Source organism: Allobaileyella intestinalis (assembly GCF_009695865.1).
Lineage (GTDB): Bacteria > Bacillota > Clostridia > Peptostreptococcales > Anaerovoracaceae > Allobaileyella > Allobaileyella intestinalis.
Genome location: NZ_VUNB01000002.1, coordinates 154,619 through 174,000, shown reverse-complemented (window position 1 = coordinate 174,000; position 19,382 = coordinate 154,619). Strand labels below are relative to the sequence as shown.

The 19,382-nt window shown below is 48.0% G+C and carries 19 protein-coding genes; 3 read left to right on the top strand and 16 right to left on the bottom strand.

The window, feature by feature from the left end:
• Window positions 1-22: 22 nt before the first annotated feature.
• The 7 genes from murB to FYJ66_RS02700 form a co-directional block, all read right to left on the bottom strand.
• Complete coding sequence (murB, locus tag FYJ66_RS02730; RefSeq protein ID WP_154571980.1) at window positions 23-991, bottom strand: UDP-N-acetylmuramate dehydrogenase; 969 nt, start codon at window positions 989-991, stop codon at window positions 23-25.
• 36 nt (window positions 992-1,027) lie between these two features.
• Window positions 1,028-2,524, bottom strand: a complete 1,497-nt coding sequence (locus FYJ66_RS02725; protein WP_206156973.1) for an AI-2E family transporter — start codon at window positions 2,522-2,524, stop codon at window positions 1,028-1,030.
• Between the two features lie 248 nt (window positions 2,525-2,772).
• Window positions 2,773-3,045 carry a putative Se/S carrier protein gene (locus FYJ66_RS02720; RefSeq protein WP_154571978.1) on the bottom strand — a complete coding sequence of 91 codons (273 nt, stop codon included), beginning with the start codon at window positions 3,043-3,045 and terminating at the stop codon, window positions 2,773-2,775.
• 28 nt (window positions 3,046-3,073) lie between these two features.
• The gene (yedF, locus tag FYJ66_RS02715) at window positions 3,074-3,658 is read right to left on the bottom strand and encodes a sulfurtransferase-like selenium metabolism protein YedF (protein WP_154571977.1); all 585 of its coding nucleotides are present in this window, start codon (window positions 3,656-3,658) and stop codon (window positions 3,074-3,076) included.
• Between the two features lie 136 nt (window positions 3,659-3,794).
• Complete coding sequence (locus FYJ66_RS02710; protein WP_206156972.1) at window positions 3,795-4,835, bottom strand: 3D domain-containing protein; 1,041 nt, start codon at window positions 4,833-4,835, stop codon at window positions 3,795-3,797.
• Between the two features lie 37 nt (window positions 4,836-4,872).
• Window positions 4,873-6,312, bottom strand: coding sequence for a nicotinate phosphoribosyltransferase (locus FYJ66_RS02705; RefSeq protein ID WP_154571975.1), 1,440 nt, complete (start codon window positions 6,310-6,312; stop codon window positions 4,873-4,875).
• A gap of 54 nt (window positions 6,313-6,366) precedes the next feature.
• Window positions 6,367-6,648 carry a hypothetical protein gene (locus tag FYJ66_RS02700; RefSeq protein ID WP_154571974.1) on the bottom strand — a complete coding sequence of 94 codons (282 nt, stop codon included), beginning with the start codon at window positions 6,646-6,648 and terminating at the stop codon, window positions 6,367-6,369.
• A 210-nt stretch (window positions 6,649-6,858) separates the two neighbouring features.
• Between FYJ66_RS02700 and FYJ66_RS02695 the strand changes: the two genes are divergently transcribed.
• From FYJ66_RS02695 to smpB, 3 genes are read left to right on the top strand one after another with little or no spacing between them, the layout of a single operon-like run.
• Window positions 6,859-8,004, top strand: a complete 1,146-nt coding sequence (locus tag FYJ66_RS02695) for an RluA family pseudouridine synthase (protein ID WP_206156971.1) — start codon at window positions 6,859-6,861, stop codon at window positions 8,002-8,004.
• Window positions 7,979-8,533 carry a signal peptidase I gene (gene lepB / locus FYJ66_RS02690; protein ID WP_154571972.1) on the top strand — a complete coding sequence of 185 codons (555 nt, stop codon included), beginning with the start codon at window positions 7,979-7,981 and terminating at the stop codon, window positions 8,531-8,533. The genes FYJ66_RS02695 and lepB overlap by 26 nt, the downstream gene beginning before the upstream one ends.
• Window positions 8,534-8,575: 42 nt before the next feature.
• Window positions 8,576-9,046 (top strand): SsrA-binding protein SmpB, encoded by a 471-nt coding sequence (gene smpB, locus FYJ66_RS02685; protein ID WP_154571971.1) that lies wholly within the window; start codon window positions 8,576-8,578, stop codon window positions 9,044-9,046.
• 39 nt (window positions 9,047-9,085) lie between these two features.
• Here the strand turns inward: smpB and FYJ66_RS02680 are convergent, their stop codons facing one another.
• The 9 genes from FYJ66_RS02680 to FYJ66_RS02640 form a co-directional block, all read right to left on the bottom strand.
• Complete coding sequence (locus tag FYJ66_RS02680) at window positions 9,086-9,742, bottom strand: HAD family hydrolase (protein WP_154571970.1); 657 nt, start codon at window positions 9,740-9,742, stop codon at window positions 9,086-9,088.
• 97 nt (window positions 9,743-9,839) lie between these two features.
• Window positions 9,840-10,895: an aldose epimerase family protein gene (locus FYJ66_RS02675; protein ID WP_154571969.1), complete on the bottom strand. Its 1,056-nt coding sequence runs from the start codon at window positions 10,893-10,895 to the stop codon at window positions 9,840-9,842.
• Window positions 10,896-11,027: 132 nt separating this feature from the next.
• Complete coding sequence (locus FYJ66_RS02670) at window positions 11,028-11,432, bottom strand: C-GCAxxG-C-C family protein (RefSeq protein ID WP_154571968.1); 405 nt, start codon at window positions 11,430-11,432, stop codon at window positions 11,028-11,030.
• Window positions 11,433-11,578: 146 nt separating this feature from the next.
• Window positions 11,579-13,165: a pyruvate formate lyase family protein gene (locus tag FYJ66_RS02665; RefSeq protein ID WP_154571967.1), complete on the bottom strand. Its 1,587-nt coding sequence runs from the start codon at window positions 13,163-13,165 to the stop codon at window positions 11,579-11,581.
• A gap of 96 nt (window positions 13,166-13,261) precedes the next feature.
• A complete protein-coding gene (locus FYJ66_RS02660; RefSeq protein ID WP_338071102.1) occupies window positions 13,262-14,179 on the bottom strand; it encodes a glycyl-radical enzyme activating protein in 918 nt (305 codons plus the stop codon).
• 240 nt (window positions 14,180-14,419) lie between these two features.
• Entirely contained in the window at window positions 14,420-16,438 is a 2,019-nt protein-coding gene (locus FYJ66_RS09395) for an ATP-dependent helicase (protein ID WP_338071118.1), read from the bottom strand.
• An 83-nt stretch (window positions 16,439-16,521) separates the two neighbouring features.
• Window positions 16,522-17,301, bottom strand: coding sequence for a ZIP family metal transporter (locus FYJ66_RS02650; RefSeq protein ID WP_154571965.1), 780 nt, complete (start codon window positions 17,299-17,301; stop codon window positions 16,522-16,524).
• Window positions 17,302-17,312: 11 nt separating this feature from the next.
• Entirely contained in the window at window positions 17,313-18,443 is a 1,131-nt protein-coding gene (locus FYJ66_RS02645) for a glycerate kinase (protein WP_154571964.1), read from the bottom strand.
• 28 nt (window positions 18,444-18,471) lie between these two features.
• The gene (locus FYJ66_RS02640) at window positions 18,472-19,380 is read right to left on the bottom strand and encodes an alpha/beta hydrolase (protein ID WP_154571963.1); all 909 of its coding nucleotides are present in this window, start codon (window positions 19,378-19,380) and stop codon (window positions 18,472-18,474) included.
• Window positions 19,381-19,382 lie beyond the last annotated feature (2 nt).

Sequence of the window (19,382 nt, the reverse complement as noted above, 5' to 3'; positions counted from 1 at the left end):
CAGATTTTTCCTCCTTTGTCCCTCAGAAGTTTTTGTTCAATTCAGTTCCGTCTTTTCCTATAATGCGCACCTCCGGCTCCAGGCGGATTCCGGAATCCTGAAGCACCTTGTCCCTTACTTTTTCCATGAGAGCAAGAACATCACTGCAGGTGGCTCCTCCGGTATTTATCACAAATCCGGAATGCTTTTCCGAAACCTTAGCCCCTCCTACAGAGAACCCTTTAAGTCCGGATTCCTGAATCAGTGCAGCTGCGTATCCCCCAACTGGTCTCTTGAAGGTGCTTCCGGCGCTAGGATAGTTAACAGGCTGCTTGGAATTTCTCTTCCTGTTCAGCTGGCTCATAGTCTCTCTGATTTCCTCCTGGTTTCCCTTGTCCAGAGAAAATACTGCAGACAGAACAATAAGTTCTTTCTCCTGAAGGATGCTGTGTCTGTAGCCGAATTTCATCTCTTCCCCGGTCAGGGTCATTACGCCGGAGCCATTGGCTTTCATCAGATCCACCGACTGTACTCTGTCTTTCAGCTCCCCTCCGTAGGCTCCTGCGTTCATGTATATTCCGCCGCCAACAGTGCCAGGAATGCCGCAGGCAAATTCAAGGCCAGTAAGACTGTTATCTGCTGCAAAGGAGCTGAGTCTTGACAGTTTGATTCCTCCTCCTGCTCTGATAAGGCCTTTTCCGTTGGTGCCATCTTCCCATTCTATGTTCAGGAAGTCTCCTTCCAGTATAAGAATTACACCTTCATAACCTTCATCACTGAAAAGGAGATTGGATCCGTTTCCCACCAGCATGTGGCAGATCTGGTCTTCTTCCAGCAGCCCCAGGATCTGGCTGAGTTCAGAAGGGCTGCAGATCTTGATCATAAGCTCCGCCGGCCCTCCGATCCTGAAGGTGGTGTGGGCAGAAAGGGCCTCTCCTGTAAGGATTCTGTCCTCAGAAATACCGGCCTCTTCTGCTCTTTTTATGATTTTATTCTTAGTTTCAATGTTCATGTTATATCCTGTTCTGATCTGATTTTTCTACCTTGACTATTTCCGGTCTTTACTTTCTCCGCCATGATCGTCCAGTCCCGGGATTACCTCTCCAGTGCTGTTAATACCGAATTTGCTGAAATCGTAGTAATCGTCTGTGGCAGAAAGCTTTTCTTTTCTTACCAGCCGGTGAGATGCAATCTTGTTAACGTATTGATAGATTACAGCAAACACCGGAACGCCCAGAGCCATGCCTATAAAACCGAAGAGCCCGCCGCCGATAAGGACGGAAATAAGAACCCAGAAGCTGTTTATTCCGATTACACTTCCAACAATCTTAGGTCCGATAACGTTTCCATCCAGCTGCTGTATCACAAGGATCATAATAGCAAAGTAAAGGGCCTGAACGGGATGTCCCTGAATAAGCAGGAGGCCGAAGGACGGTATGGCTCCCAGAAATGGTCCGAAGAACGGTATCACATTGGTGATTCCCACAATAACACTGATGAGAAGGGCCAGTGGCATCTGGAAGATTGTCATGGTCATGAACGTAAGCACGCCGATAACGATGGCATCCAGGATTCTTCCAACAATGAACCCGATGAATGTTGTATTGATGATATTTGCAAACTCATAAATGTTTCTGGCGGTCTTTTCAGAAAAATTAGCTGCCGTCAGCTTCCTTGCAATGGCACAGAGTCTCTCCTTGTAGTTAAGAAGATATATGGCAATGAGCATGCCTATAAAAACATTTATTACGGTGTTTACAAAAGCGAATATCTGGCTGGAAACAACGGCTGCAATGCTGGATGCATGTTTTTTAAGTATGTTAGTCTGAATCCATGTGATGATCATTCCGCCGCCGGAGTCAGCCACCTCGTCGATTTTCTTAACTACCTGAGGATACTTGTGCAGGTTATGGTGAGCCCATTCTGCGAAGTCCTGCAGCCTGCTTGGGGCAGTTTCTACCAGATTCAGGACAGTTCCTACAATCTGAGGAAGAACTGTGTATATCAGAAGGGCTGCAACGCCGAAAATAATTGCGAGGCAGCATATTGAAGCGATCAATCTGGCCCTGGACAGAATTTTGTGGTTACCTATTGCTTCCGCATCCTCCTCTGAAAGATTTGCTTCTTTTTTCTTCTGGGCAACAGCTTCATTAAAGCCTTTTCGATATCCTATTATCTTATCCTTTGCCAGAGCGTCTGCATCAACGCCAGTCTGCTCATCTGATGCAGATAAAACCAGGCCCTGAGAACCCGTTCCCCTTTCGCTGAGGCGGCTGAGCTTTTCTCTCTCTCTCCTGGCCTTGTTCAAATCCCTGCCTTCTTTCATGAAACCGTAACATTTCCTTACGATGGCATTGTAGATAGGGCATAGGACAAAGGCCAGCAGAATACCGATATAAACTGGCATCAGGGTACTGTTGATCTTGTCCACAACTGCATGAAAACTGGTGGTCTCCATGATTCTCCTGAGGACCAGCAAAATAGTTCCTGCAAGAATCATGGCTCCTGCTGCTTTCACATATGAGCTTCTGAAAAACTTTCTCAAGGCACGTTCCTCCGGCACACTTCTCCCATTATCATTATCAAAATATAATACATCATTTTTACCGGAATTTGAACCTTGCAGCCATGGTATTAAGAAACCGGCGGAGTCCGGCGCGTATGTAAAACCATGTTCCCTGCTTCTCTGCTGCATAAAAAAACACAGAGACCATCAGGGTCTCTGTGTTTCCTCCATGTTTCTGCAGGGGAAAGTGGTTTTATTTCCCCAATTGTTCTGTCAGAACCAGCACTCTAGATGGTGATCTTCTGGAAGTTGAATATTCCGGCTTTCTTATCGCTTTCGATACTGTAAACCGTATACTCATCATCAGCCAGCTCGCTGCCGGCTTTAAAAAGCCTTACTGATTCATCGAACTTCTCTGTTTCTACTCTTACGGAAATCCCGCAGCTAGTTGAAATACTCCGAGGCACCGGCATTACGGTGCAGCCCAGGGACTTCATCAGCTTCTCTGTGGATATGGCTCCGTGAGTAGATTCAAAAGTGTATAGATAATAATGTTCCATTCTGGATGTCTCTCCAGTTCAAGTGTATTTACAGGGTAATCACCTTGGAAACTTCCTGCATAGCGCCCAGTATATCATACATATTGCTTACTGTGCCAACCTTGCAGTCATCTTTCACACCGTAGAAGTTCAGGCATGTTCCGCATACCAGCACCTTTGTTCCCTTTTCAATCAGGGTGTTCAGGTTGTCTACAATCTGTGGCTCGATTCCAGTTGTAAGCTTAACTCCGCCGTTCATAAACAGAATATAGCTTGGAATGTTGTCTTCCTGCTGGCTGAGAGTGAAGATAGCCATCTTTGCCAGGTTCTGTCCCAGCTCATCATCTCCGGCTCCTACTCCGCCTTTATTGAAGAATACAGCATAGCTTCCCTCATCATAGCTCTTTGCTGTCTCAGGGATAGTTCCGTCTCCGTCTTCAAAGGTAACCAGGAATCTGTCTCCCTCTGGAGCTGCAGATGCCTTTCTGCCGTACGTATCTCCAAGACGGGTCAGGTTGTCGATCTGAGTCTGTCCGTCTACTACGATAGACAGATCCTTTGTTCCCTTATCCATCTCTTTCTTAGCCATGATTACCGGAATCGGACAAGCCTTTCCTGCTGCATCTAATTTCATTGGTACTACCTCCTGTTATATATTTCATTCTGGGTAAACCCCGGATACGATTTTACTCCCCGGAGGGATTCCATAACACCCGGCAGCACACCCTATTTTGTTTTGCAATAAAAGAATGTAAATCTATTGACTTGTTCTATCCCAGAACGTAAACCTTTACGTGCCTTCTTCCCCAGGATATGCACTGAGCTGTGCTGTTCATGTACAAGTCTACTACATTTCCCTTTACAGCTCCGCCGCAGTCGTTTGCCACTGCAAATCCGTATCCTTCTATGTACAGCCTGGTTCCATAAGGTATTACAGAAGGATCCACTGCGCAGGTGCCGTATTTGCAGATGCCTCCTGTAGATCCTCTGGCCCCTTCACCTGCATAGTATGCTGTAGTATTGCCAGTAAAGGTTCTGACTACGTTCACAGCACCGGATTGTCCCGTTGCTGAAGTGCCAAAACGGATGCCTTTGTTGGTCATTTCCTTTACAGTTTCTTTAAGGGCCTTTTCCTCAGAGGTCTTTGCTCCGTCAGTGTAGGTTGTGGTTACTGTATATATTGCCTGGCCGTCCTGGCCATTAGATGTAACTACCTTTCCTGAAGGAAGTGAAGGATCCAGAACACTTTCTTCTCCAGCAGGGATGGTTTCGGTAACATCCTTTGTTTCCTTTTCTACTCTCTGCACCTGAACCTTTGTATCTCTTGTGACCTCTGTGTCCAGGGCCGGGGTAACAATGTCCTGATCTGAATATTCTATTCCGTTGGCCTTCAGATTATCGGCCACCGTTCCTCTGGATATGTGAAATTCTTCTTCTTTTCCACCGATTACTGCGGTAGTCTTTACTGCCTCTTTCACGTGGACAGTCATGCCGTTCTTCACTCCCTGGTTCCTGCCTGGAGTGACCTTGTCGATGGAACTGATCTTAAAGCCCGGATTCTTCACTTCCTTCAGGTCTTCAAGTGCCCCTTCTACGTTCCCGGCTCTGGTCTCTACTTCCACCTTCTTGTCTCCGCTGTCAACAGAAGCATAAACCACCGTTACCCTTGAAGGAATCAGATATCTGATCTCAGCAGTCATGAGCGCAGCCACGGCGGCAACAACAAAAATGCCTGCCACCTTTCTCGGCATGGTGCTGGTAAAATATTTCCTGATGTCAAAATGCCAGAATTTTTCGAATATCCTTATCATCGTACCTCTTTCGTAATCAACAAGATATATGAATCGATCAGTCTCTTGCATGGTGCTGGTTCAGCAGCTCGTGCTTCAGGCTCCACAGAGGCTTGGACAGATCCACATAATAAGTCTGAGGATTCTCGAATCGGAGAGTCTCTCCCCACAGAGTATCAATCTGCTCTCTGCAGTAGTCTTTTATTTCATCAAGAGACGGTGAATCATATACGCACCTGCCCTTGTCGAAGATCTTCACCAGAAGTTCTCTGGCAGTGAAATTCTTCAGGTCCTTTCTCTTCCATACTGCGTGCTCATCAAAAATCTCGTAGCTTTCATTGTATGTGAGAGGGCCTTCTTCTCTAAGGGTAATAACGTCTGCCAGGGCTTTCCCTGTTTCGTTGTCATAGAGACGGAAGACGTTCTTGAATCCCGGATTTGTGATCTTCTCAATGTTCTCGGAGATCTTCATCTTCGGAGTCATAACCCCCTTGGTCTCTATGGCTGCCATTTTGTAGACTCCGCCGAACACCGGTTCTGACTTGGACGTAATAAGTCTCTCACCGACGCCGAAGGAATCTATGCAGGCTCCTTCCAGAATAACGTCTCTGATCAGGTATTCATCCAGGGAGTTGGAAATCACTATGGAGCAGTCTTCAAGGCCTTCCTTATCCAGCATCTCTCTGCACTTCTTCGTCAGGTATGCAATGTCACCGCTGTCAATTCTGATTCCCATCTTTGCAGGTTTAAGCTCTTTGAAGACCTTGATGGCATTAGGAAGTCCTGATTTAAGCACGTTGTATGTATCTATCAGCAGAACTGCATTGTCAGGGTAAATAGATGTATAGGCCTTGAAAGCCTCGTATTCGCTGTCGAAGGTCTGGACCCAGCTGTGAGCCATGGTTCCCAGTGCTGCAACGCCGAAATCTCTGTCAGCGATGGCACAGGCTGTTCCTGCGCAGCCTGCCAGGTATGCAGCCCTTGCACCGAAAATAGCAGCAGATGCGCCCTGGGCTCTTCTGCTTCCAAACTCCATAACAGGCCGTCCCTGGGCAGCCCTCACAATACGGTTAGCCTTTGTGGCTATGAGGCTCTGATGATTTATGGTGAGAAGGATCATGGTCTCCACGAACTGGGCCTGTATAAGAGGACCTTTAACAGTCACTATAGGCTCATGAGGGAAAACCGGTGTTCCCTCCGGCACCGCCCACACATCGCAGCTGAACTGGAAATTTTTCAGATACTCAAGAAACTCTTCGGAAAACTCATGCTTCGAGCGAAGATATTCTATGTCCTCATCTGAGAAATGCAAATTGTTGAGATATTCTATCATCTGCTCCAGGCCGGCCATTATGGCGAATCCTCCGTCATCCGGAACCCTGCGGAAGAACATGTCAAAGCAGGCTTCGCTATCTCTTACATCTGACTGAAAATAACCATTGGCCATGGTAATCTCGTAGTAGTCAACAAGCATGGTCAGGTTCTTTGCCTCTATCATGGCGCTATTTTCTCCTTATTCATACAAAGACAGGTGTCCCGGATCATAGTGATCTCAGGCCAGAACTTCAACTGGTGCTTCAGGGGATTCCGGCAGTGCTGCAGTACTCTCCGACGTGGCCGTGCTCTTGCTGTTTTCTGCCAGTGTGGAAGGATATTCCAGTATTACCTTCAATCTCCATGCAACAATAAGTGCAGCCACAAGAATAATGACCACAGCCAGAAGGATGTCATTTACATCATGGATTCTGTCTTTCAGAGGGCTCGGCTTTCTCCTCTTCTTATCCAAGGAGTTCCTTCTCCTGTCTGATCTCCCATTCCGCTCTCTTCTGGACATTCCTTCCTCCTTACCTGCAAAGCAATACCATGTATACTCCGCTTAGTATAAACTTTTCACCAATTCTTTGCAAACTCTCAATGCCTTGAATTTGCAATGCTGCAGCCGCAGTGATAAAATCAGCAGATGGCATGGAAGCCTTTGTGCCCTCATATTAACAGGACACAGGCCTTCCCGGACACTCAAACTCAATTCCGAAAAAGGTTTTATATGAAGGAAATAATCATCGGCCCTGATGACGGTGGAAAGCGCCTTGACCGTTTCATGAGGAAATATCTCTCCAAAGCCACTCTGGGCTCTGTTTACAAGATAATAAGGAAGGATCTTAAGATCAACGGCCACAGGGGAAAAAACGAATACATCCTGTGCGAAGGTGACCGGCTCACCCTCTACCTTGACGACGAGACACTGAAGTCTCTCACCGTATCAAAGGAAGAGAAGCTGAGGAAGAACTCAGTAAAGAAAAATTTCCATGTAGTATATGAAGATGAAAACATATTGATTGCCGACAAGCCTTTTGGCCTTCTTACTCACGGCGACAGCACCGAGAAGAAGAACCATCTGGCAAATCAGGTCGTTGACTACCTGATTGCTTCCGGTGAATATAAGGCAGGTTCCTCACGGACCTTCGTACCTGCACCGGCCAACAGGCTGGACAGGAACACTACAGGACTGGTTCTTTTCGGCAAGAACGCCGCCGCACTGCGGGCCCTTAATTCCATGATTCGCAGCGGAGATGTTTCAAAGTACTACACCACTATCGTATATGGTCATGTGGACCAGCCTCTGGTTCTCACAGGAAGCCTGTCCAAGGACGAGAGAACAAACAAGGTCACTATTTCAGATCTTTCTGTAGACCATCTGAAAGAAGACAAGGTTGTCTCTTCCGGAGATCTCAGGGGCCACGTTAATTCCGACGGTTCCAGAGACATTGAAACCATCGTGGTGCCGGTGCGAAAGCTGAAGAACTCCACACTCCTGGAGATTCAGCTGGTTACCGGGCGAACCCATCAGATAAGAGCTCACCTGGCGTCTATTGGTCATCCCCTTGCAGGAGATTTTAAATATCAGACCAGGGAAGCCTCTTTATTTAACAGGCGCCTTAAGACTTCAGCCGGCATTTCCACCCAGCTGCTCCACAGTTCAAGGCTGCAGTTTCACAATTGCCCTGAACCTTTGGAATATCTGGAGGGACGCCAGTTTACAGCACCCCTTCCCCAGACTTTTACAGAAGCTATTAATATACTGGAAAAAACCACCTCCGGTAAAAGCCGGGGAAATTCACTGAACAAGAAAAAATCAACACGCACACAAAGGAACGAGAAAAACAATGACAAATTCCGAAACAGCAAATAAACCATCAAGAGGCTCCGTTGCACTGGACCTGCTGAAAGATATTGTAATAGCAGCAATAATAGCTGCAGCGATTCTTTTTTTCATCAGGCCAACGGTGGTAAAGCAGACATCCATGCAGTCCACCCTTAATCCCAACGACTACCTGATAATGTACAAACGGGCATATGTGCACCACCAGCCTGAGCGGGGAGACATAATCATCTTCCAGTCACAGCTCCTGGACGACAGAGGCAAGCCAAAGCTGCTTATCAAGAGAGTCATAGGCCTTCCCGGGGATACCATCACCATCTCCGACGGTCAGGTCTACATTAACGGAAGGGCCTACGACGAGCCTTACCTAAAAGACGGATACACTACCGGTCAGATCTACAACTATACTGTTCCGAAGGGAAAATACTTCGTCATGGGCGATAACAGAGTTGTAAGTGTGGACAGCCGCAGCGACGAAGTGGGGCCGGTTTCCGCATCCAGCATCAAGGGCAGGGCTGTATTCAGGCTCTATCCATTCAGCAAGTTCGGTAAAATTTAACAGGGATCAGGATCAGTCAAAGATCCATAACAGGTGTAAGAAATGTCAAGAAAACCCAGAAAACTGGTGGCAGCCAACAAGAAGGCCCGCCACGACTACTTCATAGAGGCCACCTACGAAGCGGGAATAGTGCTTACAGGAACAGAAATCAAATCTGTAAGAGCGGGGAAGGTCAGCATCAAGGAAAGTTATGCCAAGGTGGAAAACGGAGAGCTGATAATCTACGGCATGCACATCTCCCCCTACGAGCAGGGAAACAGATATAACGTGGAACCTCTGAGGCCCCGGAAGCTACTGCTTCACAAGAAGGAAATCAACAAGCTTTACGGAGAGACTAAGAACACCAGCCTCACCATCGTTCCCCTCTCCATGTACATTAACGAAGATGGAAGGGCAAAGGTTGAAATCGGCCTTGCCCGAGGCAAAAAGAACTACGACAAGAGAGCAACTATTGCGAAGAAAGACGCAGACAGAAAAATGGACCGGGCCATCAAAGAATCCCGAAGACGATAAAAGCCGCACAGCTGCGGCTTTTTCTTTTGCTTATATTACTTATTTATCAGTTAATCCAGGAATATCCGCCGCTGAATCTATTATGCAGTCGGCTTTGTACTCTTCCAGCTCGGCTCTGGGCCTGAACCCCCAGGTAACTCCTACGGTGTACAGGCCTGCATTGTGACCTGTCATCATGTCCGTGTTCGTATCCCCGAAATACAGACATTCTTCCTTTTTCACTCCAAATTCTTTAAGGATCTCATATACTCCTGCAGGATCAGGCTTAATTGGTATTCTGTCGGTCTGCCCTTGAACATGGTCGAACAGCCCTTTTCCGAAAATCGTCTCAACCACGTTAACCGCACTTTCGTGAGGTTTATTGGAAAAAACTGCAATCTTGATTCCTTTGTCCTTAAGGGCATGGAGAGACTCTATCACATGGGGATAGGGCTCCACGTGATACAGAGGATCCTCGTTCATCCACTTGCGGCACATAGGAAGCCCCTCTTCCAGATGAGCTGCCTCTGTGTCTCCGGCGGCTTTCAGCGCCCTTTCAAGGGCATTTTTGATTCCGTCTCCTGCAAAATAGTTATAGTCTTCAACGGGCTGTTCCGGCAGTCCGTAGTATTTAAGGGTCATGTTAATGGGACGAGCTATGGACTCCTGAGTTCTGGTAAGAGTTCCATCTAAATCGAAAATACATGCCTTTATCATTTTTCTTCCTTCCCGATTTTGCCAAGAAAATCTTTTGCTTCTATCTTAGAGTTTCACCCTTCCTTCAATCTCCGTATCCATGGGGTCCTGTCTTGATCTAATGGGTTACCCCAAATTGATAACAGGTTGTGGTGCTGTACAATTCCCCGGCTCTGAGAATCACTGATGGGAACCGGGTATTATTTACGCTGTCCGGAAAATGCTGTGTCTCCAGAGCAAAGCCGTGGTGACTGCCGTACACGTGGCCTTTCTTGCCATTCTCTACAGAAAGGTAGTTTCCTGCATACATCTGGATTCCCGGCTGGTCTGTATAAACAGCCAGGGTAATGCCACTTCTTTCTCCAGCGGCTTCCGCAGCCTTCCGGAACCCATCCCCATCTAATGCGAAGTTGTGGTCAAAGCCTCCTGTAAACCGGAGCTGTTCATTATCTGCCTCAAGGTCCTGCCCTATGGCCTTGGGCTTTCGGAAATCCAGGGGTGTGCCAGCCACAGGTTCTACGGTGCCCAGGGGAATGGAATGTCTGTTTACAGGTGTATATCCCCTGGCCATTATTCTCAGGCTGTGGCCCAGCACGGAACCGGATCCCTCTCCATTAAGATTGAAATAGCTGTGGTTGGTCATGTTGACAACAGTATCTTCAGAAGCTGTACCCTCATAATGGATTGTCACCCTGTCATCTTCTGACAAGCTGTAAGTTACGTTTATTCTGAACTGTCCGGGAAAGCCCTGGTCCCCATCAGGACTGACAAGTGAAAAAGTAACGCTTCCATTTTCCCTGTCTATGGCTGTGCTCCACATGCGGAACTCGTAACCTTCCGGCCCACTGTGAAGGTTGTTGACCCCGGAATCGTTCAAAGAAAGATTATATTTTTTTCCACTCAGGGAAAATTCTCCAGAGCTTATTCTGTTGCAGTTTCTGCCGATGGTTCCTCCCATGTGAGGCGGGTTTTTCTCGTAGCCGCCAATGGAGTCGTATCCAAGAGCCACGTCTGTCAGCCGGCCGGCCCTGTCCGGAACCACTATATCTTTGAGGATTGCTCCGTAGTCCAGAAGGGTGATGTAATGGCCCCGGGAATTGGTGATTCTGTAAGATGTAACATTCTGCCCGCGGCTGGTTTTTCCAAATGAGCTCTGTTTTATTGCTATGGTCATATCAGGTCCTTCTGCCTTCCGGCGCTGTCATGCTATTTGGTTATGTTTCCTGACAAAGCCTTGTTTATTCCTGGTGCTCCGGGGCCTTCCGGATATCACCCTATACGCCAGAATATGAGTCTGGGGATTTTCCTATAGTCCCAGTATTTCTTCAACGATCTGAACGGCAGAATCGATGCACTTAGGGCAGCTGCACAGCACCTTCCCTGTATCGATTCCCTTGAGATCCCTGCACACCAGAGCGCCGGTCTTTTCCTTAAAGGCTTCTGTAAGTTCTCTTGAAATTCTGTAGGTGCCGGCCTTGGTCTTTGGGTGGTCCAGATCCCCGTCGCTGTTCTTCAGTCCCGCAAGCATAATGGCTCCAGACAGTGCACCGCAGGTGTTCTCCATTCCGCCCATGCCCAGGCCAAATCCTTCGCCTATCTTGAAGGCCGTAACCGGATCCACTCCCAGTTCATCGCAGAATGTAAGCAGAACTGCCTGGCAGCAGTTATATCCATTGCCATGTAATCTGGCTGCTCTCTCTTGGTTAGTCATTTAGCATCTCCTGTAAATCCTTATTGATAAGCAATCTCTAGTATTAATTAATTCAATTACTTCATGAAAAAATCCCATTTATCTGCGGAGGGTTCCGCACAAAATGAGATTTATCTGGTCTTATTATACACTTTTCACTATATTATTTAAGCCATTGCAAAGCCTGCAATAACGTAAAGCACAAAGGAAATTGCTGTAACAATTCCTATGTAAGGAAGCTGGGCCACTGCATAGTCCACATTGTTGATCCTGCATGCGGAGGCTGACAGCAGCGTAACGTCTGAATAGAAGCAGGCCTGTGCTCCGAAGCATGCAGCTGAGATGATTGCTCCCAGGGTCAGTGGAATGCTGGCACCTGTTGAAACTGCCAGAGGCAGGATGATCGGTGTGCAAACAGCCGGAACGCTCCAGATATTACCAGTTGCAAAGCATACAAGTCCAATAAGAATAAAGGCGATTGCCGGAAGCCATACAGCGTTCATATAAGGTCCTGCAATTTTAATGAGGTAGTGAGGCAGTCCCACCAGATTGATGGAATCCCTGTAGAACAGAGAGGTTACCAGCACTACTGCAATGAACAGCATGTCCTCAAGGCCCTTGTAGCAGGCGTCACAGAATGAACTCAGTGACATCACCCTTGTTGGCAGATATGTAACGAAGCATACGGCAATTCCAAGAGTAACGCCGTAAAGAATATCGTCCAGCCAGAGAGCTGAAACTATAACCACCAGCATAGGAACGATGAAGGTCCAGAGATGAGGCTCTACCTCTCTTTCCTCCTTCTTGCTGTTGTCAGTAATGGCGCCCATAACTTCTCCCAGCTCGTCTCCCTGGTTCTGCATGTTACTTGATTCAGGCCACAGCTGACCGGTCGTTGCAACTCTTTCGTACGCCTTCTTGATACCGCCCATCTTCGGCACGATGCCAAGGATTACCAGCAGCACGAAGAGAACGCAGAGGAACGGATAGAAGGTCTGAGGCGGATTTTCCGGAACCACCCGGCAGTTCTCTGCGATCAGCCGCAGTTCCTTCGCCCTTTCCGGATCACTTTTTTCACATTGAGAAGCCTTCCTCTCTGCCTCCTCTGCCATTCTGTGAGCATAGGTTATCAGCCCCTCGCACTGGATGATGCATGCGTTCCAGAAGTCCACCTTCTCCTGTTCCTCACGGGTCTGAGGAAGGTGAGCATCAATATTTCTGCGGCATTCATCCATGTAGCCCCGGAGGCCCAGCTCCATGATCTTGTCATGATCCGGCGTGGTCTCTCCGCAGACGCCGTTCTCAAGGCCTACACAGATAATATCGTCTTTCTCCAGTTCCTTGATATGTGCCGGCATAACCTGATCTGCCAGGTCTTCCATGGACTTTCCTTCCCAGTAAGGCAGGGTCTCCAGAATTGTCTTCTTGTCTTCCGGAGAAATGTAATAGGGATCCTTCTTCCTGGTGGAAAACTCGTCAATGTCGCTGGTGTACCAGGAGCTGGACTGAAACTCCGGATGGAGGCTGGCTCCTCTGTATGCATTTGTGGCTGTTCCCACAATCAGCTCGTCGTCCAGAATCAAGGTGGTCATCCTCTCCATTATGTATCTGACTACCTTTGCCCTGAAGATGGGAACCGCATCTCCGGCGAATTTCTTGTAGGCCTCTGTCTGGAGCACCAGCCTTTCGGCGGTTATACAAGGAATGGTATTCAGATGTCTTTCCTTCATTCTGCTTATTCTTGGTGAAAGCATTTTTGTCTCCTTTAAAAATAATCTCTTGTTCCTGTTACGCAGCGGTCCGGCTTTCTCTGCCGGAAGCAGTAATGCCGCCGCCTTGTGAATATTTTTCTACAGCCGCCCCAGTATCTCCGTGGCGATTCCCTTTTTTTCAAATACTTCCTTGAAATATTCCAGTCTCTCGTCTTCTGGAGGCTGAAAGCGCTCCTGAAGTCCTCCAATATTTCTCTTTTTGGCTACTCCCAGGTCGTGATATGGAAGGAAGGTGACTTTCTTGATTTCCAGCTGGCTGAGGAACTCCGCTGTTTTCTCTCCTTCTTCCCGGCTGTCGTTCAGGCCGGCTATAAGCGGCATCCTGATGCGGATCTTGGCTCTCACTGACGGGTGGCCGGCCAGCTTCCTGAGATTGTTCATGATCAGCTGGTTGCTCTGACCGGTAAGCTCTTTGTGTTTCTCCGGATCAATAGCTTTGATGTCGTACAGGATGTCTGTAACCACAGGTCTCAATCCCAGTTCCAGAAGAAAGTCTCCGTCACCGAAGCCCGATGTGTCCAGGCAGAGGCCTATTCCTTCCTTTTCCGCCAGATCTGCCATCTCCCTTACGAACTGGGGATGTGTCAGCAGCTCGCCGCCGCTCAAAGTAATTCCGCCACCTGTGTTATCGTAGAAGTCTTTGTCCTGAAGGGCTTCTTCAAAAGCTTCTTCCGGGGTCATCTCCCTCGCCACTGGTTTCAGTGCTCCTGCAAAACATCCTTCTACGCACTTCATACATTTATCACACAGGTTCCTGTCCACATCTATCCTGCCCTCATTGTCTACAAACAGGGCCTTTCGGGGACATATTTCCATGCAGTAACCGCAGTGGATACAGCTGTTTGGCATCCTGATCAGCTCCTGCTCCGGGCTTATGAGTTCCGGATTGTGGCACCACCGGCAGTTCAGGGGACAGCCCTTCAGGAAAATCGTAGTCCTTATGCCAGGGCCGTCCTCCGTTGAGAATTTTTGAATTCCTCCTACCAGTGTTTTCACATTTACTCCTTCTGATATGTTCTGATTTCCTTCGATATGTAAGGGTATATAAAAAAACAGAGGACCGAACGCCCTCTGTGATGTAACCTTCCTGCCATGGCAGATTGTACCTGTTGTATCTGGAGTCAGTGGATTTACAGATTCATTGTCCCCAACAATCTCAAGCAACCTGCAATGGATTATTTCTACAATCAGACCGCTGTGTTTTGTGAATTCGCACAACTGTAAGCTGTCATTTTACTAGCACTGTTTTTTCAAAATTCCCAGGCTGAGGCATGCCTGAAGGGACATTTTCTTCTTTCCCCGGCCTCCAAAATCAATATCCGCCTTGCCATCCTTGTCTATGCTGACTATCCTGCCTGTTCCAAAGCTCTTGTGATTCACCAGAGTTCCCGGTCTGTATGTCTCTGCCTCCTTCCTGACTGCCCCGCTTATCCTGACAGGGCCTGCTTTTTTAATTCCCAGGGCCTGATCAACAAAAGGAGTTTCCCTGTCTCCATATCTCATCATAACCAGCCTGTCTCTGGCTCTGGTTATGCCTACGTAGAAAATCCGCCTCTCTTCTTCTTCGTCACTGTCTTTCCCCGGAAGAATCCCCTGTACACCGTCAATAATTATGACTTCCGGGTATTCCAGGCCCTTGCTGCCGTGAATTGTGCTCAGCACCACAGAAACATTGTCACTGCTTTCTATATTGCAGCCTCTTTCCATAACATCTGCCATTCGCCGCAGCTTCCCGAAAAATTCCGGAATGGTTTCTCCTTCTTCTGCCAGTGCCTGGAGTATGTAAAGCTTTTCATTAGAAGCATTTCTGTAAGACATGGCATTTCTGAGACATCTGAGGGCAAAGGATGCATCATTTTTCTGCCTTATGATTCTGAACTGGTCCTGAAGGACTTTCAAGTCTTCCTTTCCAGTCTTTCCAAGGGCCGGGGAATCGGCCAGAGCATCCAGATAGGGATCATCTCCTGCCCACCTAGGTTCTTCCATGGCCATGTGAAGGGCCTTCCTTGATATCTTCACTCCGAATTTATAATAGATTCTTTCAAGAATGTGAGGATTCACAGGGTTAAGGGCGAAGGTGAGAATGTCCCGGACTTCCCTTACGATTTTATTCGTAAAAAATCCGGCATCCTGTCCTCTCAGCTGGTATGGGATGCCGGCCTTCTCAAGGCGGAGGATCAGGGGCAGCCCGCTGGCATTGTCTCTGTACAGAACAGCTGTAGTTTCACTGCTTTTTCTTAAGATATCCAGAATCTGGTCATACTGATCCTCTCTTTTTCTGACAGTTACAGCCTTGCAGACTCCTCCTTCACTTCTGTCTGCCACCATGTTTTTTTCATAGCGCTTCTGGTTGTGGCAGATCAGCGATGAAGCAGCTTCCACAATCTCTTTCCTGGATCTGTAATTTGTCTGAAGTCTGAAAATACTGGCATTTTCATAAGTTTCCCCAAACTGAAGGAGGGCATCTGGCCAGGCTGCACGGAAGCCATATATACTCTGATCCTCATCGCCGGCCATGAACAGATTGGGATTCCCGCCTGCCAGGTTCCTGATAATCTGGTGCTGAAGCTTTGACGTATCCTGGGCTTCATCCACCAGTATCCACCGGAACCTGTATCTGTATCTGTCTGCCACAGCAGCGAACCTTGGATCTCTCATTATCTGGTCTGCAAAAACTATCTGGTCATCGTAGTCCATCAATCTTCTGGACTTAAGGGCCCTGCAGTACTCCCTGTAAATCTCTGCTTCTTTGTCATCAAGGGAGCCTGTCTTGTCCAGGTCCTTGTCCGGTATGCCCATGTTCTTGATAAAAGTTATCTTCTGCGAGATATCCCTTATGTCGCTGTCAGAAGGATAGTCATTAGAAAAACGCCGGTATAGACTGGCAATAAGACTCCTTCTGTCCTGTTCTGAGATCAGTTCCGGAATCTGGCGGTTGTAAATTCTGGCATAGCTGGCACAGATCCGGAGGCAGAGGCCATTTATAGTGGAAAAAGTTACGTTGCCATAGGTGCTTCCTGGCAGTTCTCCCCCTTCCTGATGGATCATCTGGAAAAACCTGTCTCTCATGTCATCTGCCGATGCGTTAGTAAAGGTGATGACCAGAATATTTCCCGGATTGATTCTCTCATCTCTTATCATGTGAACCATGCGGGCCGTCAGGGTTGTAGTCTTGCCGCTTCCCGGCACCGCAAGAAGCAGCTGGGGGCCCTTGATGTGCTCAATGGCCTGCAGCTGCTCCTTGGATAACTGTATATTCCTAAAAAGCGGTTTTGGTTCAGAATTGTTATTGTAATCTATGATATCTTCCTCTTTGCTAGCTCAGACTTGCGAAAAACTTAGCCAAGTGCCACGTCCAGAATCATCATTATGACGAATCCGAAGGAGAAGCTTAAAGTAGCCAAGTTGGAATGTTTTCCCTCAGACATCTCAGGTATCAGTTCTTCTACAACTACGTAAAGCATTGCTCCTGCGGCAAAACTCAGCAGATATGGAAGCACAGGAATTACAAGTCCTGCTGCCAGTATGGTGATCAGTCCGGCTACCGGTTCCACAGCACCTGACATTGTTCCTGCCAGGAAGGTTTTCCCCTTGGACATTCCCTGAGATTTGAGAGGCATTGAAACAATAGCTCCTTCTGGAAAATTCTGTATAGCTATTCCCAGTGCCAGTGCCATGGCGCCTGCAGCAGTAACTCCGCTGGTTCCATATATCCATCCAGCCAGCACCACACCTACTGCCATGCCCTCAGGAATGTTGTGGATTGTTACTGCCAGAATAAGCTTTGTTGTCTTCTTGAGGCCGCTTTTCGGGCCTTCTTCCTGCTGGTCCATGTGCATATGGGGAGTCAGCTGATCGATGAGGAGCAGGAAGAACACTCCCACAAGGAATCCTGTTGCCGCAGGCATGAAGGCAAGTTTCCCCAGATGAGCAGACTGTTCCAGTGCCGGAGCCAGAAGGCTCCAGAAGCTGGCAGCCACCATGACCCCTGCTGCAAAACCTGTAAGGATCTTCTGAAGTTTCTCGCCTATCTGATTTTTCAGGAAAAAAACCATGGCCGCTCCTGCGGTGGTTCCGACAAAGGGGAGCATCAGTCCCCTGAAAACTTCAAACGTCATTACTTTTTCCTTTAATCCCTTTCCCCGATAAAACGGAACATCCGTACCGCTGCACTGTAACACAGATCTTCTGCATTTTCCATAGCCTGGTCAAGATTCATTACAGAATCCACCACCGGCATAATACTGGTGATTCCCCTGGTGAACATCTCTTCTGCGCCTTTACCCATACTGCCTACCAGAGCAAAACAAGGAATCCCTGCTGCCTTGCATCTCATTCCTACTCCACAGGCAGCTTTTCCGAAGGCTGACTGAAAGTCCATCATGCCTTCCCCTGTTACTACCATGGTTGCTCCGGAAAGAGCACTGTCAAAATCAGCCAGATCGAGAGCAGTATCTATTCCCTTCTCTATGGTGCCATTTGTAAAGGCCAGAAGCCCTGCACCCAGGCCTCCTGCCGCTCCTGCTCCCGGAATGTCAGAAATATTTTTTCCAACAGCATCTTCAACAACGGCGCAGTACCTGGCCATCATTTCATCTGCCTTCTTAAGCTCATCTTCTCTCAGGCCCTTCTGAAGACCATAAGTAAATACTGCACCAGAAGGACCAGTCAGGGGATTGGTCACATCGCTCATTACTACAATTTCTGTCTCACTGATTCTGGAATCAATGGAAGAAATGTCAGCTGAAACCAGTTTGTCCATTGATGCAGGCACCGGATCCAGCTCCTCATTCTTATCATCGAGGAATTTCACTCCAAGTGCTGCTGCCATGCCCATTCCGCCGTCGCTGGTTCCGCTTCCCCCAAGGCCTATGAAGATTTTCCTGCACCCTCTGTCCACGGCGTCCAGGATCATCTCACCTGTACCGAAAGTTGATGAGCTGAAAACATCTCTCTCACCAGGTTTTACCATGGTGAGGCCAGATGCCTGAGCCATTTCCATAACTGCAGATCCATCAGGCAAAATGGTATAACGTGCTTCTGCCGGCCTGCCCAGGGGATCCCTGACCCTGCAGGAAACCTGGCTGCCCCCTGCAGCCTTGCGGATGCACTCAGCCGTTCCTTCTCCCCCGTCAGCCATGGGAATTTCTACTATCTCCGGCTCATGGTAAACCTGCCTTGCTGCCTTGGATACTATTCTGCAAACATCAAAGGCCGAAAGAGAACCTTTGAAAGAATCTGGTGCTATGACGATTTTCATGGCCTTAACCTCTGTCTTGTTTCACGTCTTACTTGTTGTGGCTTTTCAGATATCTGCTTATTACTTCAACGGTCTGATTCTGCTGTTCTGTTCTGCTTATATAGGCTTTTCCGTCTCCAGACTGGATTCCGTAGTTGCCGAACTGTGCATGATTGCCACCCTTGATCACATACTGGGTATAATCGGAAGGCCTGTAGTTCTTGTTCTTCTTCAGCATGTCAGTGTGGCCGTCTCTGGATCCGTAAACCGAAAGCATGGAAAAGCCCTGGTGGTGCAGGTCTTTTGCAGGATAACCTGCCAGCATTATCACACCGTTCAAGCTGTCAAGATGCTTGGCGGCATACATTCCAGCGACGCTGGCCCCCATGGAATGACCTGCCACGTATACGTACTTGTATGAATTGTTCCCTCCCGGTTTATCAAGACCTGTTCCTTTCTCCAGAGCCTTCTTCTCTGCAAGGACCTTATCTGCCTCATTTACATCTGTAATCGACAGATACAGCGGTGCTCTCATCAGGAAAACATCTGCATCCCCTGCTGCAATCTTGCGGCAGAGGGGTCCGTATGCTTCCGGCTCAACCCTGGCTCCTGGATATAAGATTATCAGCGTGTTCTTATCAGGGCCGTCAAAAAAATATCCTCTGTTTGATTCGGTTGCGTCGCCGCCGCTGGCGTCAGTTAGGTTTCCGTTTTTGTCCATAGTGGAAACGCTAATACTGTCACTTCCCGTTAGAGCAGTATGGGCTTCTGTGTCAGCTTCATATACTGTTCTCTGGTTGATTTCAATTGCCAGAATCACCAGGCATGCCAGTATCACCAGGGTCCATATCAGCCTGCTTCTACGGCGCCTTGATCTGTGCTTCTGTTTTTCTTCAACTTCTCCTGAATTTGCTTCATTATTGTCTGGATTAACAGAACTGTTCTTGTTAGATTTCATTT